The organism is Ignatzschineria sp. LJL83, assembly GCF_054871845.1.
This window is the reverse complement of record NZ_JBTXLY010000016.1, coordinates 18,935-42,375: the sequence shown is the minus strand read 5'-3', so window position 1 is coordinate 42,375 and position 23,441 is coordinate 18,935. Positions and strand designations below refer to the sequence as shown.

Here is a 23,441-nt window from a genome sequence, read left to right as displayed (position 1 = left end):
ATCTATCAATCATCGTTCTATTTATTGATCTGGTATTTCAAATATCCATAAATACCCATCTTAAACCCCTCGTCGATTTCCCCACAATAGTGCATGAAGTTGTGGTAATACTCGGACGTTTTTCAAAGTTTTTGAGGCAACGACTTGATCGACTAATTCACGGTAACGATTCAGTAGATAATATGCGGTTTCTGCTTCATCGCTATTTTCAGTTAAGTCATTTCCCACTTGTACGAAGAGCGGAATATTGGGATATCTTTGATGAATCTCTTCAGCATATTCGAGATCAAGATCATCAAATACCACGACTTTCAGAGAAATATCTCGATCTTGCAGTTTCGTGATCATGTCGGTTAAGACTTCAAAGTCCGTTTCCATTTCGCTTGAAGGCGGTTTTGGGGAAATCGTCACTTCATCAATAAGAAGTAGCGCATCATTCCAACGGGAACCTTGGGTTTCAATCGCAACTTTAAAACCGCGATCTTGTAGTGCTATCACTAGTTGATCTAATCCTTTATAGAGCGCAGGATTACCGCCACTAATCGTAATGTGATCTGCTTGCCCATTGGAGATTTTCTCTAACTGTTCGACAATCGTTTCCACATTCATCAAGTCCGGCTTCATGGAGCCATCCCATGTGAATTTGGAATCGCACCAAACGCATTGATAATCACAAGCAGCTAATCGCACGAAACTGGTTTTTCGGCCAATGACCATCCCTTCGCCTTGAATGGTCGGTCCAAAAATTTCTAATACCGGAAAATTCATGCAAACATCTCCTCATTCGGCAAGTAGCGAACATAACTTGTTGGCGTTTCTCGTACTAAAATCTGAATGCAACGAGGTTGATGCGAAAGCTGATTGAGATAATCTTGAATTCTGCGCCAAATCGCTTCGGCAACTCGTTCTGTGGAAGGCGTTCCATCTTGAAAATCGACATGATCATTCAATAACGAGTGATCATATTGTCCATGAACGAGCTGTTTCAAAGCTTGGAAATTCACTAAAAACCCACAATCATCGAGCTGATTGCCGGCAATTGTCACATTCACAAAATAGGTATGACCATGCATTCTTCGGCAAATGCCGGCATCTTCATGTTCTAAAAAATGAGCTGCCGCAAAATGCAGATCTTTATTGAGCTCAAAGCAATAACCATGCGCGGGAGTGGGATAAAATTGCTGTAACATTTATCGCTCCTTTACCGGCAATAACCCTTTGGATTCTTCCAAATATGCCGTTAAACCATCATTTCGTAAAATACATGCCGGGCATTTCCCGCAACCGCTTGCCGGAATTCCGTCATAGCAAGTTAAGGTATGATTTCGAACATACTCAAACGCGCCCAACTGATCTGACAATGCCCACACTTCTTTTTTATCCAGCCACATTAATGGCGTATGAATCTCAAAGGTTGCATCCATTGCAAGGTTTAAAGTCACGTTTAAGGATTTCACAAAATTATCACGGCAATCTGGATAACCACTAAAATCTGTTTCGCTCACGCCCACAATAATATGCTTCGCATCTCGTTGATATGCGACCATTGCGGCAAGTGAAAAGAAAAGATGATTGCGCCCAGGAACGAATGTAGATGGCAATTCGCCATCTTCTGCAACGATATCCATATCGCTACTCGTTAAGGCATTTTTGGTTAAACGTCCGAACAGATCGATCTCGAAAGAGAGCCATTCCACACCTTGCTCTTTGGCAATGCGCTCGGCGAACTCTACTTCGTTACTGTGTCTTTGTCCGTAATTGAAAGTCAAGGCAATGACTTCTTTGAATTGCTGTTTTGCCCAGAAAAGGCAAGTCGTACTATCTTGACCGCCGCTGAAAACGACGATGGCACGATCTTTATTCACACTGATCTCCTTAGTTTTTTATAGAGGGTTTCGCTAAAACCTCTGCTCAATAGCGTGCCTAAGTATAACAAATTTTTTTAGGAGATCTAGTGCTTCCCTCTTTTTCAGCGTTTACCAAGTCTTTTCCGGATTTTCCCGATCCTGATGCAATCTTTTTACAATCTTGTTGCGATCTTTACTCTTCTGATTGATCGGCATCTGATGAATACACATCAAAATTAATGACTGCTCTAAATCCCTTTTCGGTTTCTTCAATGGTAATGCCGTTGAGATAAGTATCCGGATTACTAATCATTAAATCCACGCCTTTTGCCACCGACATTTTCTTCATGATTCCTTTCGATTTTTCTCGAAATTCTGCACTCGGCACGGCAATATCACGATCAATCTCAAAACCAGAACGATTCTGTACGGCATTAAACACACGATGAATATCCGGCTCTTCCACAAAGGAGCGCGAATAATTTTCTAAATCGCTAAACTTAATCTCTTCATGTTCATCAAGATGCGCCTCTAAACGCTGATTAAATTCCAAACGCTGATTCGGTGCTTCGATGCGTTTACTCAAACCTTGATAGAGTTCTTTACTCGCTTTGAGCTCGGCAATTTCTGTCTGTTTTGGCTTTAGATTGAGGAAATCATCATGCCAATATTTCGTGCGTTTCTTCAAGCTATCAATCGCTAATACCGAATAATCATGCGCAAAAATCAGTGCGCCTTTCTGAATATCTTTCAGCGAAATCCCCTCTTTTTCCACAAATTCTAAGGTACCGTGATTATCAAAGATATCGAGATAATCATCTTTCGATTCTACTTTGAAAATCCCTAATGCGCATGATGGCTCGGAGATCCCTTCTGATGAATCTTCCATATCGGCAAAGATACCGGAAAAGAGAATAATAATAAAATCCCCGCCGGCAATATTGGGGTGATTTGTCACGCTATAAAGGTGCTTGGCAATATCGACCGATACTTCTTGAAAGCTTTCGCTATCTGTAAAAATGCGTTCTGAATAATCGGCGATAAGATTGGCAATCTGATTGGTATCTGATGATTCCTCAGTTGCCGAAGCTTCATCATTCAATTCATCGACATTAAATTCAAATGTATCTTCAAGCTCCGTTAACGGCAAAAGATAATGCTCTAACAGCAAAGATTCCAAAGATGCGCTCGGCGTTGTGCTGTTTTCAGAAAAAAGACAGAGCTCTTCCCTTCCGCCATTGCCGACTTGATGAATAATAATTTTCTCAATCTTTGCTGAACTGATATTTAACACATGCGCCTCATTTAAAGCCTTAAAAAGAAGGCTCTAAATATAGCGCATCACGGTTAAAAGTACATCTAAAAGGATGTTCAAAAAGAGAATCTTTTACATATTCATTGCCGGAATCCATGAAAAATTCATCCGATGAAAATGCCGAAATTACTTCAGATTCATCTGATATTTTACCATTCCCGGCTTATCGGCAATCCAATCATAGAGCTTTTGCGCCGTATGATTCGTTTCTTGCGTATGCCAATACACTCTTGCGCAATTTCGCGCTTTGGCAATGCCGGCAAGAAACTCAATGAGCTGTTTCCCAATTTTCTGTCCACGAAGCTCAGGATTCACAAAAAGGTCTTCTAAATAACAATATTCCTGATCTGTCCAAGTCGATGCATGAAATGTAAAAGTCGCAAAGCCCACAATTTTTTGATCGATCTTCGCTACCAAACAATATTGATCTTTTTCCGGATTCAGAAATCTTTCCCAACTGCGCTTCGTTACATCATCTGCTAATTCAGTTTTATAAAACTCTAAATAGCCTTGCCAAAGTGGCAACCATTCTGCAAAATCTTCGGCGGTTGCATACGACATTTCCACCGGCAAAGTGGCTTTGCTACACTCATTCTCTACTTGATTCATCGCTTCCTTGCTCCTCATTTCCTATTGATAAACTTCTCATAAAGTTCTCTAGTCGTTTTTCTCTATTTGCTTTTCTCTATTCGTCTTTGACCACGCTTCCGGCAATTCAAGCCTCAAAATACTGCAAGCTTATTGCTGTTTTAGCACATTGCCGAAATGGCAACAATCTTAATTATTCTCACTGTTAGTACCGATTACATTGCCGGCAAATATTGCTAAAAGGTTTTCTGAAAAGGTTTCTTCAAAGCTTCTGAAAGGTTTTATTTCCTTATTTTAAAATCTACTTTATGATCAAAGAACTACCATAAAAACTCAGGAAGAGATTAGGAGCGATCATGACGACATTTCAACAAATCTTTGAAGCTATTAAAAACGACCCGATGAATGCGCAATATACGCAAAAAGGAATCGATCCTCTGTATAGCGCTTCGGCTTCTGCCAAGATTCTGATTATCGGGCAAGCGCCGGGGAGAATTGCCGAAGAGACGAAGCTGTATTGGAATGATCCGAGCGGAGATCAGCTTCGAATTTGGCTCGATGTTTCACGGGAAACCTTTTATGACCAAAATCTCTTTGCCATTTTGCCAATGGATTTTTACTTTCCCGGCATGGGAAAATCCGGCGATCTTCCGCCACGAAAAGGTTTCGCCGAAAAGTGGCATCCACAACTGCTCGCTTTAATGCCCAATTTAGAGCTGACAATTACCATCGGCAGTTACGCAAATCATGCTTATCTTGCGAAAACGCCTAAAGAAAATTTAACAGAAATCATCAAAAACTATGCGCAATATCTTCCGAAATATTTCCCATTAGTACATCCTTCGCCAAGAAATCGCATTTGGCAAAAGAAGAATCCATGGTTTGAAACTGAAGTTGTACCAGCATTACAGAAACAAGTTCACGCTGTTTTAGGAAAATAAGGATTCTTAAGAAGCGCTATTGAATGGCGGGAGAGAATATTGGCGCTCATTAAAAAATCTCGTACCCGAAAAACAAATTCAGATTTGTTACGTTTATTCAGAGATTATTTAAATACAGATCTCGCAATACAAAAATCCCGAAGATTGCTCCTCGGGATTTTTTGGTTGTTATCAAGATTCGATAATGATATCCGCTAAAATCGGACTATAAACCTTTACAGGTAAAGTCATATCCTTTCGGCAATTCGCCATTCCAATCTTTCAAATCATCTTCCAGCGGTAAACCTTTCGCTTTTTGACGTTGTGCTTGCCAGAAGAAAAGCCCCACTAATATAATCGAAACGATTACAGCGCCACTTTGTGAAACGCTTGTGGAAAGACCAAAGCCAATCGGTTGCTCAAGGATATAAGTTGTCGTTGCTAACAGCATAAAGATTCCCGGCAAGAGCGAAATCCAGTAATTTCGGCCGCCAATGTAGAGATACATTGCGCCGACAAATAGTGCTATTACCGCCGTTGATTGGTTCGCCCATGAGAAATAGCGCCATAAGATATTAAAGTCTAATTGTAAAAGAATCGCTGAGATCACAAACATCGGCAGAGCAATCCATAAACGGCTTGTGACTTTCTCTTGACTCACTTTGAGATAATCGGCAATGATCATTCTCGCACTTCTAAATGCCGTATCGCCGGAAGTGATTGGTAAAATAATCACGCCTAAAATCGCTAATGTTCCGCCAAATCCACCGAGCATCATCACAGCAACTTTACTCACAACTAATGCCGGTCCGCCATCTTTCAGTACATCATTTAATCCTGCGCCAAAGGGTGCATCTGGCACATAGAACATCGCCATCGCAGCCGCTGCCCAAATCATCGCAATGATGCCTTCTGCAATCATCATGCCGTAGAAAATTTTACGTCCATGCCCTTCATTTTGCGTGGTACGAGAAATAATCGGCGATTGTGTTGCGTGGAAACCTGAAAGCGCACCGCAAGAGATCGTTAAGAAAAGAAGTGGGAAAATCGCAAGCCCGCCCGGATGAAGATTATCTAACGTCAGTTCCGGAATATTAGTAGCTTCGCCGGTAACGACTAGACCTACGCCGATTCCAACCGCACTAATCACTAATAACACACCGAAGAACGGATAGAATCGTCCGATGATTTTATCAATCGGTAACAATGTCGCTAAAACGTAGTACACAAAGATCACGCCCACAATAATCGCAATCCCGATTTTTCCGCCCATTAAATCATAGAGCAACTGCCCTGGTGCTGAAACGAAAACCGTTCCCACTAACACTAAAAGCAGCAATGCAAATGCATTCACAATGTGACGCATGGATTTTCCTAAGAATTTCTCGGCAAGTTCCGGTAAATGCGCCCCACGATTTCGAATGGAGATCATACCCGTCAGATAATCGTGAACACCGCCGGCAAGAATACAGCCGAAAACAATCCAAATAAATGCCACCGGACCATAAAGCGCTCCTAAAATAGGTCCGAAAATTGGTCCTACACCGGCAATATTGAGTAACTGAATCATGGAATTCTTCGCCGTATTCATCGGCACGTAATCCACCCCATCGCTGTTGGTATATGCTGGCGTTGGTCTACTTTTAATGCCAAAGACCTTCTCCACATATTTTCCATAGGTAAAATAACCTAGAATTAACAGCAGTACTCCCCCAATAAATGTAAACATATACTCCTCCTGAGATTAACCCTTAAATAGTTGTGCGCTTTTTTTGATCCCTGATTGTTATTATTTTTATAAAAGCGTCAATTATTATATAGCTCGGATTACGCAGCTTGTACAGATAGAAGGCAAAATATACCTTTCGGTAAAATATGCTCTAAGCGCTTTATCCACAAACAAGTTTCAAAAGCCCATAAAAAAACTCTCACTTCCACCGCAGATATTTACCGCAGAAAGTGAGAGTTTTATAACATCCAAGCACTGAAGTCTTGAAGTATCGGATATTAAGGATATTGAAATATAAATATCTATATGATCGTATTACGCTTCAAGCGCTTCTAATTCACTATCAATATAGAGATCATCGCCTTCGACAATCACTCGGTACGTGCGAAGCGGTTTTTTACAAGGCGCTGCTGTTGCTTCCCCTGTGATGATATTAAACTCGCCCCAATGAAGTGGGCAACTCACCGTATCATCAAAGTAATCTCCTTCAGATAGAGATGCCGTTGCATGCGTGCATTGATCATCCGTGACATAAAATTCACCTTGGCGATTGAAAGCTAATAACTCGCCCGCTTCCGTTGTAAATTTACGCATCTCGCCCTGCGCAAGCTCCGTTACTTTACAGATAAATACCTTTGCCATACTTTCTCCTTGCTCACGCAATATTACTCAAATCCGTTTCAAACTGATTTTACTATATTTAAATGTCTCAAAATTTCTAAATATCGGTTTAAATATCATTTTAATGGTTTCGCCATATTCTCAAGCAATCTACAAAGTAGATCTGAAAAATGCACTATTGAAATGTGAAATGACTAAAACCAAAAAAGCCTACTGATTAGATCAGTAGGCTTGTATTTGGCGTCCCTACGGGGATTCGAACCCCGGTTGCCGCCGTGAAAGGGCAGTGTCCTAACCGCTAGACGATAGGGACCAAATCGTTCTTTTGGGCTTGTTGCCCTCGTGAACAGGAAGCTATAATAGGACTAAACCTCTTCAATGTCAAAAAATAAAATGATTAAATTTTAAACACAACTCTAAGGACTTATTTAATATATTGAATTATTAGGATTTTATATCAATACAGAATCAAAATTAGATGATGTTTTTTAAAAACTTTTCGAAATACTTCCTAATAGCGGAATCCATTTAGAAAGGTTCAATAATGTGACATAGGCAGATTCACCACTGGTTCGAATGCTTGCATGCTTCTGAAAATCTTGTGCCAGCAATTTCCATCTCTAAAAACAGATCTAGCATCGCTTCGAATTCATAATCCTCTATTGGAAGAGTCTATTTTTACTGTGAGCTATTTCAAAATCATACTTCCAATTTTTCATTTTCTAACAGAACCAAAAAAGCCTACTGATTAGATCAGTAGGCTTGTATTTGGCGTCCCTACGGGGATTCGAACCCCGGTTGCCGCCGTGAAAGGGCAGTGTCCTAACCGCTAGACGATAGGGACCAAATCGTTCTTTTGGACTAGTTGTCCTCTTGAACAGGTAGCTATAATAGGACTATCCCTGATGGATGTCAAACTTCCGATCTTTTTTTATGCAATAATTCTCTATCTTTTTATTGCTACATTTTTATCTCATTGAATTTATTTAAACATTTATTCACATCTATATTTTCATAAAAGCTAGATATTCCCACAATTTCCACGAATCATAACGAATGTATTGCAAGATAAAATGTCTACATCCTCTCAACCATCATTATTTCATCGTCATTTAGCTTTAAAATTCCAAAAGAATCGATATGGTTGCCACGAGATTTTCAGAAGAAGATAAGTATTCGTCCCATAAAAAAGCGCTTTCCGAAGGAAACGCTTTGAATCATACCTGTATAACGCTGTATAGCGCTGTATAGCGATAAGTTCACCGCTATTACATAACGCCGTAATATCCGTATTATTTACGATTCATCATGTGAATTGCACTTTTATGAATGCCGTGTGCAGCTTCCATTACACTTTCAGCAAGTGTTGGATGCGCATGCATTGTGCTTGCTAAATCTTCTGATGTACCACCAAATTCAAGAACGATTACCGCTTCATGAATAAGCTCTGAAGCATTTGGTCCTACAATATGTACGCCGAGAAGTTTATCTGTTTTCGCATTTGCGATCACTTTCACTAAACCTTCCGTTGTACCCATTGCTTTTGCGCGGCCTGATGCTGCAAATGGGAATGAGCTTGTAATTACTTCAATACCTTCAGCTTTACACTGCTCTTCCGTTTTACCTGCCCATGCAATTTCCGGTGTTGTATAGATTACCCATGGAACTGCATCGTAGTTTACTCGGCCATATTGACCTGCGATACGTTGTGCAACTGCGATACCTTCAGCTGAACCTTTATGCGCAAGCATTGGTCCACGAACTAAGTCACCAATCGCCCAAACATTGGCAATATTTGTCTTACAATTATCGTCTGCTTTCACTAAACGACCATCCATTTCAAGACCCACTGCTTCGTCAACGATGCCATCTGTAAATGCTTTACGACCAACTGCTACTAAAAGGTAATCAAACGTCTCTTCGTGCTCGCCTTTTTTGTCACTGTATTTCACAACAACGTCTTTATCCGTTGCGATAGATTCATTCACGCGCGCGCCTAAACGAATATCTAAACCTTGTTTTTTGAAGTGTTTCGCTGCATCTTTCGCAATTTGCTGATCTGCCGCTGAAAGGAAGTTATCCATCGCTTCAAAAATCACAACTTCTGCACCAAGTCTTGACCAAACACTCGCCATCTCAAGACCGATAACGCCAGCACCAATCACACCTAAACGCTTTGGTACTTCTGTTAAGTTAAGTGCGCCTTCAGAATCGATAATACGATTGTTATCCACAACTGCCGAAGGAATATCCATTGGCACTGAACCTGTTGCTAATACAACGTCTTTTGCTTTATACGTTTCAACATTACCTTCATGATCCGTTACAGCAACTTCATTATTTGCAAGAAGTTTACCTGTACCTTGAAGCCACTCTACTTTGTTCGCTTGGAATAACATCGCAATACCTGATGTTAATTCAGTGACGATCTTATCTTTACGTTCGATCATCGCTTTAGGATCGATTGAAATCTCGCCTACTGTGATTCCATGATCTTCTGAGCTATCTTTTGCCGCAACATAAAGACCTGAAGATTCTAATAATGCTTTTGAAGGAATACAGCCCACGTTTAAACAGGTTCCGCCCAATACTGGCTTGCCTGTTTTACCGATCCATTTTTCAACACATGCTGTTTTAAGACCCAATTGCGCTGCACGAATTGCATTCACATAACCCGCAGGACCACCGCCGATGACGATTACATCAAATTCTTTTTTTGCCATGATATTTTCCTTAAAAAAGATCCTTTATCATCACATTCAACAATAAAGGATCTTCATAATATTTTATAGTTTGCGATTAAGTATCCGTTGAAATTACAGCTCTAAAAGCATGCTTGCTGGATCTTCAAGTGAGTTTTTAATAGATACTAAGAAACCAACTGCTTCTGCACCATCGATGATTCTGTGGTCATAAGAGTGTGCAAGATACATCATTGGCGCTGCAATGATTTGGCCATCTTTCACAATTGGACGCTCGTATGTATTGTGCATTCCTAAAATACCACTTTGTGGTGGGTTAAGAATTGGCGTTGAGAGCATTGAACCAAACACACCACCATTTGTGATTGTGAATGTACCGCCTGTCATCTCTTCGATTGTAAGCGTACCTTCTTTCGCTTTTGTTGCATATTCGATAATTTGTTTTTCGATATCTGCAAGGCTTAATTGGTCTGCGTCACGAATGATTGGTACCACTAATCCACGTGGTGAAGATACTGCGATACCGATATCGAAGTAACCGTGATATACGATATCGTTACCATCAATTGATGCATTTACTGCTGGGTATTTTTTCAATGCTTCCACAGCTGCTTTCACGAAGAAAGACATGAAACCTAATTTTACACCGTGAGTTTTCGTGAAACGATCTTGATACTTCTTACGAAGTGACATCACAGGTTCCATGTTTAACTCATTGAACGTTGTTAACATTGCAGTTGTGTTTTTCGCATCTAAAAGACGCTCAGCAATACGTGCACGTAAACGTGTCATTGGAACACGTTTTTCAATACGAGCACCTGTTGGAACTGCCGCAACTGTTGCTGCTTTCGCCGGCGCTTTTGCACCCCCATTTTTCATGAAGTTTTCGATATCTTCTTTCAAATGACGACCATTTTTACCCGTTGCTGGAATGATTGTGATATCTAAGTTATTCTCTTCAACTAAACGGCGTACAGTGGGTGACATTCCTGTCTCTTCGCCCGCTGTTTCTACGACAACTGCTACTTCTTCTTTAGCCGCTGCTTGTGGTGCATCTGCTGCTGGCGCATCGCCTGCTTCAATAATTGCAAGAAGTGTACCTTCAGTAACGTCTGTACCTTCTTCTACTTTAATCTCTTTAAGAATACCGCTCACTGTTGCCGGTACTTCGAGCATTACTTTATCCGTTTCTAAATCAACAAGGTTTTCACCCTCTTCGATGAACTCACCTACTTGTTTGTGCCACGCTGAAAGCAACGCATCTGCAACTGACTCAGGTAATACCGGAACTTTAATTTCAATACTCATGGGTTTTCTCCTACGTTAGATAATTCTAAATCTTTAATAATGTATAAACTTTTAAATTAGACTTTTATAAGCTGTCATTTCATAGCAATTATGAGAAGAGCGAGAAGTTTTGGAATGGAGTTTCTCGCTCTCTTTCTCTGCTACATTATTCAGCTAAAGGGATAATTGCGTCTAAAAGTGCTTTCTCTTGCGCTGCATGAACATGGCTATAACCTACCGCCGGCGCTGCTGCCGTTGGCCTTGTTACGAAAATCAATGCTTGTTTGCCATTGACCACTTGTTCTAAATATGGTCTTACAAATGTCGCATAACCTTGATTTAACGGCTCATCCTGAAGGAAAATCACTTCTGTTGCGTTTGGATATTTCGCAAGTTCATCCTGAATCGCTTTCGCTGGGAATGGATAGATCTCTTCCAAACGAATAATCGCTGTTGTGTCATCATTCGCAGCCGCTCGGCGATCACGGAGATCGTAGTAAATCTTACCAACTGAAATTACAACACGCTCAATGCTTTGAGGATTCACGGCATCCATTTCAGGAAGCACTGAACGAAATGTACCCGTTGCTAAATCTTCAATCGTATTCACCGCTTGCTTGTGACGTAATAAGCTCTTCGGCGTCATCACGATTAATGGCTTACGGTAATCTTGATGCATTTGACGGCGGAACATATGGAATGCTTGTGCCGGCGTTGTTGGCACAACAAAGCTCATATTATTCTCAGCACAAAGCTCTAAGAAACGCTCAGGTCTTGCAGATGAATGCTCAGGACCTTGACCTTCATAACCATGCGGAAGAAGCATGACTAATCCGTTATAACGGCGCCATTTTGTTTCACCCGATGCGATGAACTGGTCAATCACAACTTGCGCACCATTCACGAAGTCACCAAACTGCGCTTCCCAAATCACTAATGCATTTGGTTCTGTTGCCGCATATCCAAATTCAAAACCTAAAACGCCGGCTTCTGAAAGGATAGAGTCAATCACTGTGAAGTTTGCTTGATCTTTCGTTAAATGTTGAAGCGGGATAAATGCGCTTCCATCTTCTTGATTATGATATACCGCGTGACGATGGAAGAATGTTCCACGGCCAGAGTCTTGTCCTGTGATACGAATTGGGTAACCTTCTTCAAGAAGCGTTGCATAAGCCATAACTTCGGCAAAGCCCCAATCCATTTCGATTTCGCCCTCACCCATTTTCAAACGATTCTCATGAATACGTTGAACACGGTTATGGAGCTTTAAGCCTTCAGGAAGCTTATCCATAATGCGAGCAATCTCGGTAATTCTTGATTCAACAACGGCTGTTTCAGGAACTACTGCACCTTCTTCGTCGAAACGATCGTGCATTTTAGAGATTTTTTCCCATTTTTGTTTATACGTACTATTAATGGATTCAACGGTTGGGAATCCTACTGGTTTCCCTTCCTCAAGCTTATCGCGATACTCTTTCGTATAAGCTTTGAAATCATCTTCTGTAATCACACCTTGCGCAATTAAACGATCTGCATAGATACGCGCCGGCGTTTTGTGACTACGAACTTTTTTATACATCATTGGCTGTGTTGCACTTGGCTCATCAGCTTCGTTATGACCGAGCTTACGGTAACAAACTAAATCGATCACAACATCTTTGTGGAACGTATTACGGTAACCGAGCGCAAGCTGCATTACATGCTTCACAGCTTCCGGATCATCACCATTGACGTGTAATACCGGCGCTTGAACGATTTTCGCAGCATCCGTACAGTACTCTGAAGAACGCGCATCTAATAAGTTAGACGTTGTAAAACCGACACGGTTATTCACAACTATATGAATCGTTCCACCTGTGGTATATCCACGCACTTGTGACATTTGTAATGTCTCAAGCACAATACCTTGCCCTGCAAATGCCGCATCACCATGAATTAATACTGGTAAAACCGTATTAAATGGTAATTGTCCTGTCGGCGTTCCAGCTACAATGCGGCGCTCTAAACGTGCACGAACGGAGCCTTCTACGACAGGATTGACAATCTCTAAGTGTGATGGGTTAAATGCTAATGCTAAATGCACCGGAGGATTCGCTGGTGTAGCCTGAACAGAAGATGAAAAACCCATGTGATATTTAACGTCGCCCGAACCTTTTGTAAAAGTTGGCACACCATCAAATTCTGCAAATAACTGCGCCGGCGCTTTACCTAAAATGTTCACCAACGTGTTTAAACGTCCACGGTGCGCCATTCCGATTACGATCTCTTCCGCACCAAAGTTAGAAGCACCGACAACCATCTCGTGAAGCATTGGAATTAATGCATCTCCGCCTTCCAGTGAGAAACGCTTTTGACCCACATAACGAGTATGAAGGTAACGCTCTAAACCATCTGCAGAAACGAGCTCTTTTAAGATCTCTTTACGCTCTTCATTTGTAAAACGATAATGATCTTGAACTTCTTCCAAACGCTCTCTTAACCAAATGCGCTCTTCATCTTTCGTAATGTGTTCAATTTCAACACCTACATGACCGATATACGTGCGTTTTACAGTATCGAGAATTTCACGTAACGTCATTTCTGACTTACCTGCAAGATTCCCTGTTTTAAATACCGTTCCCATATCCATTTCTGTTAATCCAAAGAAGCCAGGATTCAGCTCAGGAACATTTGGGATATCACGCAAATCAAGAGGGCATAAGTCTGCTACTTGATGCCCTCTTCGGCGGTATTCTCCAATGAGATTCAGTACCGCTACCTGTTTTGCTAAAAAGACCTCGTCAATACCACCGCTCTGAGGTCTATTCGGTTGTCGTCGCATCTCTTCAAATGCTCTTTTAACAGGACCTTGTGCGATATCTTCACTGTGCTCACTTTTAAAGTCTGCAAAGTATGCCTGCCATTCAGCCGTCACTGAACTTGGGTTTTCAAGATATGATTCAAACATCTCCTCGACATAGGTCTGATTCGCACCGTTTAGTGCGGACGACTCCCTAAATTGATCTATTAGTTTCATTGCTTCGCTCACATTTATGTTATCTACAAATTGATAGGAAATTAAAAAGAAAGAAATTTTCAACATTATACCCGATTTTTCGTATTTTCGTGCAATATGTCAAGAGCCTGATTATTGGCTATTTTTATTTATTTTATGAACAAGAAAATAGCGATATATAATGCTTATTTAAAAATTACCTTAGTGCAAATATGCTAGTATGTAAATCCTTCACTTTGTTAATGTTTATTTATGGGAATAATTTATGAAATTAAATGAACTTCGGTACTTCATCGCAGTCGCAGAAGAGAAGCATTTTGGGCGTGCAGCACAAAAATGTTTCATTTCACAACCTGCCCTTTCGATCGGTATTAAGAACCTAGAATCCTCGATGGGAGTATCCTTATTTGAACGAACAACAAGTGAAGTATTTCTCACACCGGAAGGGGAAAAAGCACTCCCAAAAGCAAGACGTATTTTTGAACTCGTAGATGAACTCCTATCCCTTAGTAAAGAGTCAGATTCTATTGAAGGTCGATTTAATTTAGGAATCATCTTCACGATAGCGCCTTATCTGCTACCAAAGATTATTCCATCACTTCGCATTGCAGCGCCTAATCTTCAACTCAATCTTTTCGAGAATATGACGGACAGCTTGCTCCCCATGCTCAAAACGGGCGAGATTGATGCTGCGATTTTAGCGCTCCCTATTGCTGATCCGACATTTGAAGTGATTGAGCTTTACGAAGAACCATTCTTCGTGATTACGCCCAAAGATCATCTATTAAGCAAAAAATCTTCCATCTCAGCAGATGAACTGCATGAGTACGATCCTCTACTGCTGAATATTGGTCACTGCTTCCGTGATCAAATATTAGATCAATGCAAAGAGATTAATGCCACAAATTCTCACCATCATTCGTTAGAAACCATTCGCAATATTGTGGCAGCTGGCCATCAAATCTCAGTATTGCCAAAATATGCATTAACAGATGATCATCTTAAAGAGCTTCTTCATTACATTCCTTTCACAGATCCTGTTCCTACACGAAAAGTAGCACTTGTATATCGCCGGGAGTTTACGCAAATGCGTAAAATAGAAACCATTGTCCAATGTATTCAGGATCTTAATCTTTAACGTTGAATCCGTTACTTAAAAGGAACTGTTATGTTAGTAGATCAATTTGGTAGAAGTATTGACTATGTCCGCATCTCCGTAACGGATCGGTGTGATCTTCGTTGCACTTACTGCATTCCTAAAGGATTCAAAGGCTTTGAAGTCAATAAAAATTGGCTGACTTTTGATGAAATCTTAAGAGTTGTCGGCGCTTTCTCGGCAATGGGAACTCATCACTACCGCATCACTGGTGGCGAGCCCTTGCTACGAAAAGATGTCTCCCAACTGATCCAGCGCATGAAAGAGATTCCGACCATTAAAGATCTCTCCATGACCACCAATGCAACACAACTTGAAAAGCACGCGAAATCTCTCAAAGATGCCGGCCTTGATCGTCTTAATATCAGCCTAGATTCAATTAATCCTCTCACGGTGCATAAAATTACCGGCAATGATTGTATTGAAAAGGTAAAACGCGGGATTTTTGCCGCAAAAGATGCTGGTTTTGAAACCATTAAGATTAATATGGTGCCGATGGTCGGCGTGAATGATCAAGATATTGATGACATGATTCAGTTCTGTATCGACAATGGCTTAATTCTTCGCCTCATTGAAGCGATGCCGCTTGGCGTTACAGGTCAAAATACTGAAGGAAAAGATCTCACGGTATTACTCGAAACATTACGCCAGAAATATGGCTTAATTGATACTACGAGCACACTTGGGCAAGGTCCAGCAAAATATTATGAAACGCCGGACAAAAAATTCACATTCGGCTTAATCACACCGATGAGCCAACATTTTTGCGATACCTGTAACCGAGTTCGTCTTTCTGTCGATGGCACACTTTACATGTGTTTAGGGCAAGAAGAAGCCTTCCCACTTCGAGAAATGCTGAGAGATCAATGTAGCGATGAAGAGCTACAATCTGCGATTCGCAGAGCCATTGATCTCAAACCACAGAAACATGAATTTAGAACGGATGCGACAAAAATCTCACGAATTATGTCGATGACCGGTGGCTAAATTGCTACACTAAGCAAGAATGTGTCATACATGTATCAATAAAATATCGTCCTATCCATGAATGGATGGCTGAACATCAAAACAAACATATATAGCAACAAAGATTAGAACATTACGGAGCAAGCAATGAGCAAACAATACGGCGTTAAAATGACCCTTCCTAAGCATTCTACATTTCTCAGAGACAACCTTCTTGGTGCTGATTTTAATGCTGAAAGATGGTTTGATAGCTTAGAAGCACGTCAAAAATTCTTAGATTCATACCAACAAGATTTCATCTATTACAGAGTTGGCGATCGTCCACGTTATGAATATGAGCTCATTGAGAAGTAAGATCTCAATTCTTACAATGCTCTTTAAAAACAGCACTAAACACCTGCTTTATGCAGGTTTTTTTACATCCTAAAAATCCTACACACGTTCATTCATTACGAAATTAAATTAAGATCGTTAAATCGCGGACAAGAAAAAACCCTAACAACAAGTTGTTAGGGTTTCTCGTATGGCGCGCCCAGAAGGAGTCGAACCTCCGACCGCCTGGTTCGTAGCCAGGTACTCTATCCAGCTGAGCTATGGGCGCTTAACTAAGATGAGTAGTATACATCAATATATAAGGGTGTCAACGCTCTTAACGCAAAAAACTATCATTTATATTGACATATTTTCCAATAAATAAAATTACCAATTAATATCAAAAAGATAAGAAGATCCTAAATTTTTTCTACAAACCATTTAAAAACAATCATCTTAAAAACTATCGTCATTTCGGTTTAAAATTCTAAAAAAGATTAATATTGCCAGCTAAGGCTAAGGATCTTCATAAAAACGCCAGCATTCGACCCAGTGATAATTCAGCCTCTATTTTACAATGCAACTTTCTTAAACCTATGTATAACCATTTACCTATCAGTCATAAACCTAACCGTCTATATTTTTAAAACCATCATCAAATAGAAAATCATCAGTTCTCAATTCTTTTTCATTCATTGCAAGGATATGAAAATACTTCTCAAACTTTCAAATATGACGCTCCATCATGAATCCCTATCCGATATACCTTCAGTTTTATTTTGAACAAGAAAAAACCCTAACAACAAGTTGTTAGGGTTTCTCATATGGCGCGCCCAGAAGGAGTCGAACCTCCGACCGCCTGGTTCGTAGCCAGGTACTCTATCCAGCTGAGCTATGGGCGCTTAACTAAGATGAGTAGTATACATCATCTTTTACTCACATCAACAAAATGTAAACTATTTACACAAACTTTCCATTCATTGAATAAACAACTAATAGATAAATGGTCTTACAAGCGCCATATATACAACGCCCATTGCCATTGCATTTGCTATTAAGTAAGCGATTAAGCGTGATGGCAAAGCTAACGTACGTCTCATTGAAAAAATCGCAAAAACAATATAGAGCACGATAAAGAGGAGTTTTATCGCTAACCAACCACCACCTGCACCAAAGGGGTTAATACTTAACGTTACCGCTAATAAAATACCTGTTAACAGTAAAAAAGTATCCACAACATGTGGTGTAATTCGTGCCCATTTTGGTCTTCTTAACAAAAAATATTTCCAAAATCGAAAATTGAAAAAGACGATAGAGAAAACAGCCAACATAATATGGGTATGTTTTATCCCTAAATAAGCTTCTGCTAACATGATATTTCCTTTCTTTTAATGATTCTTAATTAACGACGTTTTCCGGCGTTCCTGCTACAAATTGATTAATGTTGTTGATTAATATCCCTACCAAAGTTGCTAATGCTTCTTCGCTTGCAAATGCCGTATGTGGCGTGATGATAAAGTTTCCTAGATCGTTTGCAAGAAGTGGATTATCAGGCTTTGGCGGTTCTGTCGTTAAAACATCAACACCTGCGCCACCAATTCTGCCTGATCTAAGCGCATCTGCTAATGCTTGCTCATTGATTAAACCACCACGGCTAACGTTTAATAAAATCGCACCTTCTTTCATACGATTAATTTCAGCAACATCAATCATATCTTTCGTATCTGCTGTTAATGGTGCATGAATCGAGTAAACGTCGCTTGTTGTTAAAACATCTTCAAACGAATGGTAACCTTCTCGAATCACTTCGGCATTTCGTCTTTCAGAAAAGAGTACTTTCATTCCGAAATCTTCGGCATATTTAGCAAATTGCGAACCGATACTTCCCTTTCCAAAAATACCGAGTGTTTTGCCTTTCAATTCAAAAATCGGCGCACCAAAAATAGAGAAGAACGGCGATCGTTGCCATTCGCCATCTCGCATTCTTGTTTCATATAGTGGTAACCGGTGCATGAGCGCAATCATCATCATAAATGCATGTTCTGCCACTGCCGTTTGACTATAGCCGGCAACATTACAAACGGTCACGCCATGCTCTTTCGCAGCTTCCACATCAACAATGTTGTAACCTGTTGCCGCTACGGCAATGAGTTTTAATTCAGGATTCGCTTCAATCGCCGCACGATCGATAATCACTTTATTGGTAATTGCGATTTTACAGCCTTGAAGCGCTTCTGCGACCTTATCTTGCGGGCAGTTTTCAATATTAATGAGTTCATGAGGGAAATTAAAATCCAACGTAAAACGATCTAATGTTCCCTGATCTAAAAAAACAATTTTTTTCATCTCCAATCTCCTTTGGTAAATTTCTACAAATGACAACTCTCAGTTATTCTTCGAATTTAGTACGGATTTAATGCGCTTTTAGAGCGCTTTGAGAACACTTTAAAATTGTAAAATCGTCAATTTTTATCTTTTTTATCAGCTCTTCAATCAATGTCTCAAATCAATACTTCGCAAATAAATCCTTAGCGATTATCGTGACGCATTAAGCGCTGTTTTTCACGATCCCAATCACGCTCTTTAATAGTTGCGCGCTTATCGTGATCTTTCTTACCTCTCGCAAGCCCGATTTCTACCTTAACCATTCCCTTCTTCCAATACAAACTTAAAGGAACAATCGTACGGCCTTTCTGATCCACAGCACCCACTAATCGATCAATTTCTCGGCGATGCAGAAGGAGTTTTCGAGTTCTCGTATCATCCGCAAAAATATGGGTTGATGCCGACAAAAGTGGTGTAATTCTCGAACCAATCAGAAATACTTCGCCGTTCTTCACTTGAACATAAGCTTCTGTTAATTGTCCTTTACCTTCTCGTAAACTTTTTACTTCCCAACCTTGCAATTCAAGGCCGGCTTCCATTTTCTCTTCAATAAAATAATCATGATATGCCCGCTTATTGCCGGCAATTTGTGCGCTACTCACGCCTTTTTTCTTAGACATATAAACCTCTATTAAAATCCCGCAGTTATTTTGAGTTTTTTATTAAATCTTGAATCATAAAACTCAAAATAGTGCTCATCCCATCGAACATGATAGAAAGCCTCATTTCTATCATCAAAATTTTCTATCATGAATGGTCGAAGCTCTATTCTATTACAGATTAGACGATTTCACATCGCCGAATATATTCATCAAGAGCATCTCTTTAGAAAAGTATCTCTTCCCCTATTCAATTCCGTGATTTTATTATGTAAACTCATAAATCTGCGTCATAAAATAATCCATATTTTATGCCCCAATTTTCTTGGAAAATAGTGATGACTTTGATACAAAAATTAACTCTACTCTGCTTGAGCGTCTTTCTAGTCTCTTGCGCAACCTCGCAACACAACAATATTGCTAGCGATACTCTGTTACCTCAAGATTTATTAGGCCCTTGGCAAGTAAAAAGTACGCAAAACAGACTCAGTAAGACAGATGTCATCGTTCTATTCCCGAATAAAACGGGCGTTCGCCATTTATCTAGTTTCTCTGCTAAAGCCACTTCTGAAAAAACAGAATTCTTTATTTGGGATGTTGATAAAGAACAAAAAACACTTACCAAACAGGTTTACGAAGTTCAAACATTCCTAAACGGTAAAGCTCAAAGAAAACAGAAATCCAATGACACAAAAATATTTCAAGCTGAAGTCCTACGACCACGCAACCAGTTACCAATTGTACAATTACAAAATGATCAACAGAAAGAAACTTATATAAAACTGAATGATCAAGAATTACAACGATTACTGCAAAATAGTCAAAATGTCCCCGTTGTTATTCGTCAATAATTCTTCAAATCGATCATCCATTTATTGACGTATCTTTCAACCCTATTCTATTTTATAAACACTACCAATTCTCGGGAGCACTTCTATGAATCCACTAATGTTTGGTTATTCCATGCTCGGGATCGCAATCTTATTAGAAGTTATTGCAACATCCTTTTTAGTGAAATCTGAACAATTCACAAAACTTGTGCCTTCCGTATTGGTCATTTTGTTATATGCCGGCTCTTTTTACTGTTTATCTCATACCTTAAAATTTATTCCCGTGGGAATTGCTTACGGTATTTGGAGCGGTGCCGGCATTCTCTTAGTAACGCTAGTAGGATATTTTTGGTTTAAACAAGCGATTGATGTTCCTGCCATTATTGGATTGATATTTATCGCACTTGGTGTGATTATCATTAATGTGTTTTCAAAAGCTTTATAAGGATACCTATTATGATTCAACAACATCCCGCAGTTTTGCGAGTGGAAAATTTTTTAAAGGAAAATCATCATCCACATTTGGTAACGATTTTAGATGATTCCGCACAAACAGCCCAAGAAGCTGCGGATCAGTTACAATGCGAAGTTTCCCAAATTGCAAAGAGCATCGTATTTCATAACCTTGAAAATGATCAAGCTGTTCTTGTCATCATTAGTGGCGATAAAAGAGTCGATGAAAAACGTGTTGCCGAGGAACTTGGCATTTCCCGCAAAAAGTTAGGAAAAGCTAATGCTGATTTTGTCAGAGAAAAAACCGGTTTTGTCATCGGAGGTGTTTCTCCTATTGGACATATCGCCGAATGTATATTGATGTTAGATCCATCTCTTAAGCGCTTTGAAACTATTTGGGCAGCCGCCGGACATCCATATGCAGTATTTCAATCTTCGCCGGAAGCCTTACAGCTCCTTACACAAGCAACTTGGATTGATGTGGCAAAAGCATAATTTCATCAATTTTTGTGGATCACGGCATATTAAAAAACTTTCCTAATAAAAAAACCTTCACAACGATGTGAAGGTTAAATTGCAGATGAAATATCTAAGAGGAGGGGGGTAGCTATTCCAATCTATTTAAAAAATCCATATTACCAGCAATGACCATTCATTCTATGACCATTTCTGCGATGCCCTCCGCGATATTGTCTATCTGAACGATTTTGATGGTTTTTGTAATATCCATCATGTTGACGATCTGATCGACGCGCATGATTCCCATGACCTCGTTCATGTTGTCCATTTTGATGATATTGGTGCATTCCGTTCATTCCTGAATGCATGGGATGATTTTGTACTTGTTGCATCATGTTCCTAGAATCACTTCCTGCATTATCTACAACAGGTCCATTAAATTGTGCAAATGCTACTGAAGAACCCAATACTAAAGCTGATATTAAAATGATCTTACGCATAACGTTGACTCCTTGTGAGTGCTGATAAAAGTTACCGATAAAAGTTTTCTATGAGCTTATTACAACAAACCAATCTTAATTTAAACTTAAGATAATCAATAATTATTGATTAATTTCAAAATGTTAATAGAAAATCAAATAGTCGTTTCATCATCAAAAAAACTCTAAAGTCCGGCATAATATTTATCAGCCATTACGCAATAACAAACGATAAAAAGGCGCTCTTTTGAGCGCCTCTATTCCATCTAAAATTTATCTAAATATTCTAATTTATATCTCATTCCGACTTATGCTTTAGGCACTAAAATCGTGACTTCTAATCCTTCTATTTCAGGTTTTGAACGAAGTTTTAACTCTCCTTGATGAAGTTCTACAATCTTCTTCACAATCGATAACCCCAAACCACTGCCCATCTCTTTCGTACCTAAAACACGGTAAAAACGTTGTGTTAAACGATCAAGCTCATCGGGATTCACACCAACTCCTGAATCTCGAATTGTGAGCGCAATATACTTTCCTCGTTCAGTAGCACTCAAAGAGATTGTCGTTTTTTCCGGCGAATATTTAATGGCATTTCCCATAATATTCTTCAACGCTACGAGCATTAAGTCATCATTCACATGAAAGGATAATAACGTCGGCTCTTCTTTAATGACTATCGATTTTTCTTCAATTTCTGATTGAAAGCTCTCTTTCAATGTCGCAAAAAGCTCATTCACCTCTACTTTTGTTAATGATAAGCGATCTGAAGTATCCATAGACATCGGATCAAGCCTTGCAAGAATCAGAAGATGTTCAATTAAATGTGTTGCTCGTTTTACATCTTGTTGCAAAGGTTGCAACGTACTTGTCAATCTTGGGTCTTGCCGTTGCAAAAGCTGAAGCTTCATCTGAATCGCACTTAACGGCGTTCGTAGTTCATGAGATGCATCTGCTGTAAATTGACGTTCATGTTTACGGGCAATATCTAGGTTCGATAAGAGCATATTCAGGGAATCTTCAATGGCAATGATTTCATTACTACGAGTATTCACGGCAATCGGCTCCAGATTCTTGGGAGATAATTTTGCCAATTGCTTTGAAATTGCCGTTAAAGGCTTTAAGCCAAAAAAGACTAAAAGCGCATTTAAGATAATAGAAATCAACAGCACAATTAATCCGGCAAAAATCAGTTCTTCAATTAAATCATCTAGAAACTCTCGGCGCATTTCAGTGGCATGCCCTACTTGCACTTCATAATCTGAATGCCGTCTTTTCAAAACAAATACTCGCCAAGGATCGCCGTTCACTTGAATATCGGCGAATCCTTTAGAACCTCTAAACTTTGGAACAAAAGGAATATTGGGCGCTTTACTGCTTTTCGCCACGACTTTGCCATCTTTAATCACTTGGAAATAGAAGTGATCTTCATCTAGATCCACTTTATGATAGCCTCGCATTCCCATATGCCGAGAAGCTGTTGGATCACGATCTGCAAATTGAGACAGTACTTGCGCCGAACGTACTAGCGCTTCATCAAGCACATCTTTCGTCTGATTCCAACTCACATAAGTCGTAATGACAAAACTCATTGCCCCCAAAATTAACGTGGTTGCAATAATGCCGGCAATGAGCGTTCCACGAAGTGAATACGTTCTTTTGCGCGAAAATAATGTCTGCAATTTTTTTTGGAAGTTTTGTTTCAAAAAATCACCCCTCAAATGCCGTTAATCTATTCACCATGATCGAATTCTTCTCTTCATTTTTTCTTTTAACATATCTCTCTATGCATCTTTTC

The 23,441-nt window shown here is 39.8% G+C and carries 22 protein-coding genes and 4 tRNA genes; 7 read left to right on the top strand and 19 right to left on the bottom strand.

The features are described from left to right. Nucleotides 1-60: 60 nt before the first annotated feature. The 5 genes from queE to ACYSN2_RS10170 all read right to left on the bottom strand — a co-directional run bounded on the left by queE (nucleotide 61) and on the right by ACYSN2_RS10170 (nucleotide 3,771). Nucleotides 61-768, bottom strand: a complete 708-nt coding sequence (queE, locus tag ACYSN2_RS10190) for a 7-carboxy-7-deazaguanine synthase QueE (RefSeq protein ID WP_461750153.1) — start codon at nucleotides 766-768, stop codon at nucleotides 61-63. Next, nucleotides 765-1,190, bottom strand: coding sequence for a 6-carboxytetrahydropterin synthase QueD (queD, locus tag ACYSN2_RS10185; protein ID WP_461750152.1), 426 nt, complete (start codon nucleotides 1,188-1,190; stop codon nucleotides 765-767). The genes queE and queD overlap by 4 nt, the downstream gene beginning before the upstream one ends. Beyond that, entirely contained in the window at nucleotides 1,191-1,865 is a 675-nt protein-coding gene (queC, locus tag ACYSN2_RS10180) for a 7-cyano-7-deazaguanine synthase QueC (protein ID WP_461750151.1), read from the bottom strand. A gap of 175 nt (nucleotides 1,866-2,040) precedes the next feature. Continuing rightward, on the bottom strand, nucleotides 2,041-3,141 hold the full coding sequence (locus ACYSN2_RS10175) for a nucleoid-associated protein (protein ID WP_461750150.1): 1,101 nt from the start codon (nucleotides 3,139-3,141) through the stop codon (nucleotides 2,041-2,043). Between the two features lie 147 nt (nucleotides 3,142-3,288). Then, complete coding sequence (locus ACYSN2_RS10170; RefSeq protein ID WP_461750149.1) at nucleotides 3,289-3,771, bottom strand: GNAT family N-acetyltransferase; 483 nt, start codon at nucleotides 3,769-3,771, stop codon at nucleotides 3,289-3,291. 335 nt (nucleotides 3,772-4,106) lie between these two features. On the opposite strand from ACYSN2_RS10170, the gene ACYSN2_RS10165 reads away from it, so the two are divergent. Beyond that, complete coding sequence (locus ACYSN2_RS10165) at nucleotides 4,107-4,691, top strand: uracil-DNA glycosylase family protein (protein WP_461750148.1); 585 nt, start codon at nucleotides 4,107-4,109, stop codon at nucleotides 4,689-4,691. A 205-nt stretch (nucleotides 4,692-4,896) separates the two neighbouring features. On the opposite strand, the gene ACYSN2_RS10160 is transcribed toward ACYSN2_RS10165, so the two are convergent. From ACYSN2_RS10160 to ACYSN2_RS10130, 7 genes are all read right to left on the bottom strand, one after another. Further along, nucleotides 4,897-6,399 (bottom strand): carbon starvation CstA family protein, encoded by a 1,503-nt coding sequence (locus ACYSN2_RS10160; protein ID WP_461750147.1) that lies wholly within the window; start codon nucleotides 6,397-6,399, stop codon nucleotides 4,897-4,899. A 315-nt stretch (nucleotides 6,400-6,714) separates the two neighbouring features. After that, nucleotides 6,715-7,041: a non-heme iron oxygenase ferredoxin subunit gene (locus ACYSN2_RS10155; protein WP_461750146.1), complete on the bottom strand. Its 327-nt coding sequence runs from the start codon at nucleotides 7,039-7,041 to the stop codon at nucleotides 6,715-6,717. 217 nt (nucleotides 7,042-7,258) lie between these two features. Continuing rightward, a tRNA-Glu gene (locus ACYSN2_RS10150) sits at nucleotides 7,259-7,333 on the bottom strand. 456 nt (nucleotides 7,334-7,789) lie between these two features. Further along, nucleotides 7,790-7,864, bottom strand: a tRNA-Glu gene (locus ACYSN2_RS10145). 448 nt (nucleotides 7,865-8,312) lie between these two features. After that, on the bottom strand, nucleotides 8,313-9,743 hold the full coding sequence (gene lpdA, locus ACYSN2_RS10140; RefSeq protein WP_461750145.1) for a dihydrolipoyl dehydrogenase: 1,431 nt from the start codon (nucleotides 9,741-9,743) through the stop codon (nucleotides 8,313-8,315). A gap of 93 nt (nucleotides 9,744-9,836) precedes the next feature. Further along, complete coding sequence (odhB, locus tag ACYSN2_RS10135) at nucleotides 9,837-11,030, bottom strand: 2-oxoglutarate dehydrogenase complex dihydrolipoyllysine-residue succinyltransferase (protein WP_461750144.1); 1,194 nt, start codon at nucleotides 11,028-11,030, stop codon at nucleotides 9,837-9,839. 145 nt (nucleotides 11,031-11,175) lie between these two features. Beyond that, on the bottom strand, nucleotides 11,176-14,025 hold the full coding sequence (locus ACYSN2_RS10130) for a 2-oxoglutarate dehydrogenase E1 component (RefSeq protein WP_461750143.1): 2,850 nt from the start codon (nucleotides 14,023-14,025) through the stop codon (nucleotides 11,176-11,178). A 244-nt stretch (nucleotides 14,026-14,269) separates the two neighbouring features. Between ACYSN2_RS10130 and ACYSN2_RS10125 the strand changes: the two genes are divergently transcribed. From ACYSN2_RS10125 to ACYSN2_RS10115, 3 genes are all read left to right on the top strand, one after another. Next, nucleotides 14,270-15,142, top strand: a complete 873-nt coding sequence (locus tag ACYSN2_RS10125) for a LysR substrate-binding domain-containing protein (RefSeq protein ID WP_461750142.1) — start codon at nucleotides 14,270-14,272, stop codon at nucleotides 15,140-15,142. 30 nt (nucleotides 15,143-15,172) lie between these two features. Further along, nucleotides 15,173-16,147: a GTP 3',8-cyclase MoaA gene (gene moaA / locus ACYSN2_RS10120; RefSeq protein WP_461750141.1), complete on the top strand. Its 975-nt coding sequence runs from the start codon at nucleotides 15,173-15,175 to the stop codon at nucleotides 16,145-16,147. 126 nt (nucleotides 16,148-16,273) lie between these two features. Then, nucleotides 16,274-16,480 carry a hypothetical protein gene (locus ACYSN2_RS10115; RefSeq protein WP_461750140.1) on the top strand — a complete coding sequence of 69 codons (207 nt, stop codon included), beginning with the start codon at nucleotides 16,274-16,276 and terminating at the stop codon, nucleotides 16,478-16,480. A gap of 170 nt (nucleotides 16,481-16,650) precedes the next feature. On the opposite strand, the gene ACYSN2_RS10110 is transcribed toward ACYSN2_RS10115, so the two are convergent. The 5 genes from ACYSN2_RS10110 to smpB all read right to left on the bottom strand — a co-directional run bounded on the left by ACYSN2_RS10110 (nucleotide 16,651) and on the right by smpB (nucleotide 19,443). Next, a tRNA-Arg gene (locus ACYSN2_RS10110) sits at nucleotides 16,651-16,727 on the bottom strand. A 536-nt stretch (nucleotides 16,728-17,263) separates the two neighbouring features. Further along, nucleotides 17,264-17,340, bottom strand: a tRNA-Arg gene (locus ACYSN2_RS10105). A gap of 90 nt (nucleotides 17,341-17,430) precedes the next feature. Then, on the bottom strand, nucleotides 17,431-17,811 hold the full coding sequence (locus tag ACYSN2_RS10100) for a SirB2 family protein (protein WP_461750139.1): 381 nt from the start codon (nucleotides 17,809-17,811) through the stop codon (nucleotides 17,431-17,433). Nucleotides 17,812-17,836: 25 nt separating this feature from the next. Continuing rightward, nucleotides 17,837-18,784 carry a D-2-hydroxyacid dehydrogenase gene (locus ACYSN2_RS10095; RefSeq protein ID WP_461750138.1) on the bottom strand — a complete coding sequence of 316 codons (948 nt, stop codon included), beginning with the start codon at nucleotides 18,782-18,784 and terminating at the stop codon, nucleotides 17,837-17,839. 182 nt (nucleotides 18,785-18,966) lie between these two features. Then, the gene (smpB, locus tag ACYSN2_RS10090; protein WP_461750137.1) at nucleotides 18,967-19,443 is read right to left on the bottom strand and encodes an SsrA-binding protein SmpB; all 477 of its coding nucleotides are present in this window, start codon (nucleotides 19,441-19,443) and stop codon (nucleotides 18,967-18,969) included. A 317-nt stretch (nucleotides 19,444-19,760) separates the two neighbouring features. On the opposite strand from smpB, the gene ACYSN2_RS10085 reads away from it, so the two are divergent. The 3 genes from ACYSN2_RS10085 (at nucleotide 19,761) to ACYSN2_RS10075 (ending at nucleotide 21,200) form a co-directional block, all read left to right on the top strand. Then, nucleotides 19,761-20,273 carry a hypothetical protein gene (locus tag ACYSN2_RS10085; RefSeq protein ID WP_461750136.1) on the top strand — a complete coding sequence of 171 codons (513 nt, stop codon included), beginning with the start codon at nucleotides 19,761-19,763 and terminating at the stop codon, nucleotides 20,271-20,273. Nucleotides 20,274-20,370: 97 nt separating this feature from the next. Continuing rightward, nucleotides 20,371-20,697 (top strand): SMR family transporter, encoded by a 327-nt coding sequence (locus tag ACYSN2_RS10080; protein ID WP_461750166.1) that lies wholly within the window; start codon nucleotides 20,371-20,373, stop codon nucleotides 20,695-20,697. A gap of 11 nt (nucleotides 20,698-20,708) precedes the next feature. Continuing rightward, nucleotides 20,709-21,200, top strand: coding sequence for a YbaK/EbsC family protein (locus tag ACYSN2_RS10075; RefSeq protein ID WP_461750135.1), 492 nt, complete (start codon nucleotides 20,709-20,711; stop codon nucleotides 21,198-21,200). A gap of 140 nt (nucleotides 21,201-21,340) precedes the next feature. Here ACYSN2_RS10075 and ACYSN2_RS10070 read toward each other — a convergent pair whose 3' ends face one another. Beyond that, on the bottom strand, nucleotides 21,341-21,664 hold the full coding sequence (locus ACYSN2_RS10070) for a hypothetical protein (RefSeq protein ID WP_461750134.1): 324 nt from the start codon (nucleotides 21,662-21,664) through the stop codon (nucleotides 21,341-21,343). 287 nt (nucleotides 21,665-21,951) lie between these two features. Beyond that, complete coding sequence (locus tag ACYSN2_RS10065; RefSeq protein ID WP_461750133.1) at nucleotides 21,952-23,349, bottom strand: sensor histidine kinase; 1,398 nt, start codon at nucleotides 23,347-23,349, stop codon at nucleotides 21,952-21,954. Nucleotides 23,350-23,441 lie beyond the last annotated feature (92 nt).

Coding starts and splice junctions, on each gene's coding strand:
- ACYSN2_RS10115 (WP_461750140.1), top strand. CDS start 16,274: ATGAGCAAACAATACGGCGTTAAAATGACCCTTCCTAAGCATTCTACA.
- lpdA (WP_461750145.1), bottom strand. CDS start 9,743: ATGGCAAAAAAAGAATTTGATGTAATCGTCATCGGCGGTGGTCCTGCG.
- ACYSN2_RS10130 (WP_461750143.1), bottom strand. CDS start 14,025: ATGAAACTAATAGATCAATTTAGGGAGTCGTCCGCACTAAACGGTGCG.
- ACYSN2_RS10160 (WP_461750147.1), bottom strand. CDS start 6,399: ATGTTTACATTTATTGGGGGAGTACTGCTGTTAATTCTAGGTTATTTT.
- moaA (WP_461750141.1), top strand. CDS start 15,173: ATGTTAGTAGATCAATTTGGTAGAAGTATTGACTATGTCCGCATCTCC.
- ACYSN2_RS10155 (WP_461750146.1), bottom strand. CDS start 7,041: ATGGCAAAGGTATTTATCTGTAAAGTAACGGAGCTTGCGCAGGGCGAG.
- odhB (WP_461750144.1), bottom strand. CDS start 11,030: ATGAGTATTGAAATTAAAGTTCCGGTATTACCTGAGTCAGTTGCAGAT.
- ACYSN2_RS10165 (WP_461750148.1), top strand. CDS start 4,107: ATGACGACATTTCAACAAATCTTTGAAGCTATTAAAAACGACCCGATG.
- ACYSN2_RS10100 (WP_461750139.1), bottom strand. CDS start 17,811: ATGTTAGCAGAAGCTTATTTAGGGATAAAACATACCCATATTATGTTG.
- ACYSN2_RS10085 (WP_461750136.1), top strand. CDS start 19,761: ATGACTTTGATACAAAAATTAACTCTACTCTGCTTGAGCGTCTTTCTA.
- ACYSN2_RS10095 (WP_461750138.1), bottom strand. CDS start 18,784: ATGAAAAAAATTGTTTTTTTAGATCAGGGAACATTAGATCGTTTTACG.
- ACYSN2_RS10075 (WP_461750135.1), top strand. CDS start 20,709: ATGATTCAACAACATCCCGCAGTTTTGCGAGTGGAAAATTTTTTAAAG.
- ACYSN2_RS10080 (WP_461750166.1), top strand. CDS start 20,371: ATGTTTGGTTATTCCATGCTCGGGATCGCAATCTTATTAGAAGTTATT.
- ACYSN2_RS10170 (WP_461750149.1), bottom strand. CDS start 3,771: ATGAATCAAGTAGAGAATGAGTGTAGCAAAGCCACTTTGCCGGTGGAA.
- queD (WP_461750152.1), bottom strand. CDS start 1,190: ATGTTACAGCAATTTTATCCCACTCCCGCGCATGGTTATTGCTTTGAG.
- ACYSN2_RS10070 (WP_461750134.1), bottom strand. CDS start 21,664: ATGCGTAAGATCATTTTAATATCAGCTTTAGTATTGGGTTCTTCAGTA.
- ACYSN2_RS10125 (WP_461750142.1), top strand. CDS start 14,270: ATGAAATTAAATGAACTTCGGTACTTCATCGCAGTCGCAGAAGAGAAG.
- smpB (WP_461750137.1), bottom strand. CDS start 19,443: ATGTCTAAGAAAAAAGGCGTGAGTAGCGCACAAATTGCCGGCAATAAG.
- queE (WP_461750153.1), bottom strand. CDS start 768: ATGAATTTTCCGGTATTAGAAATTTTTGGACCGACCATTCAAGGCGAA.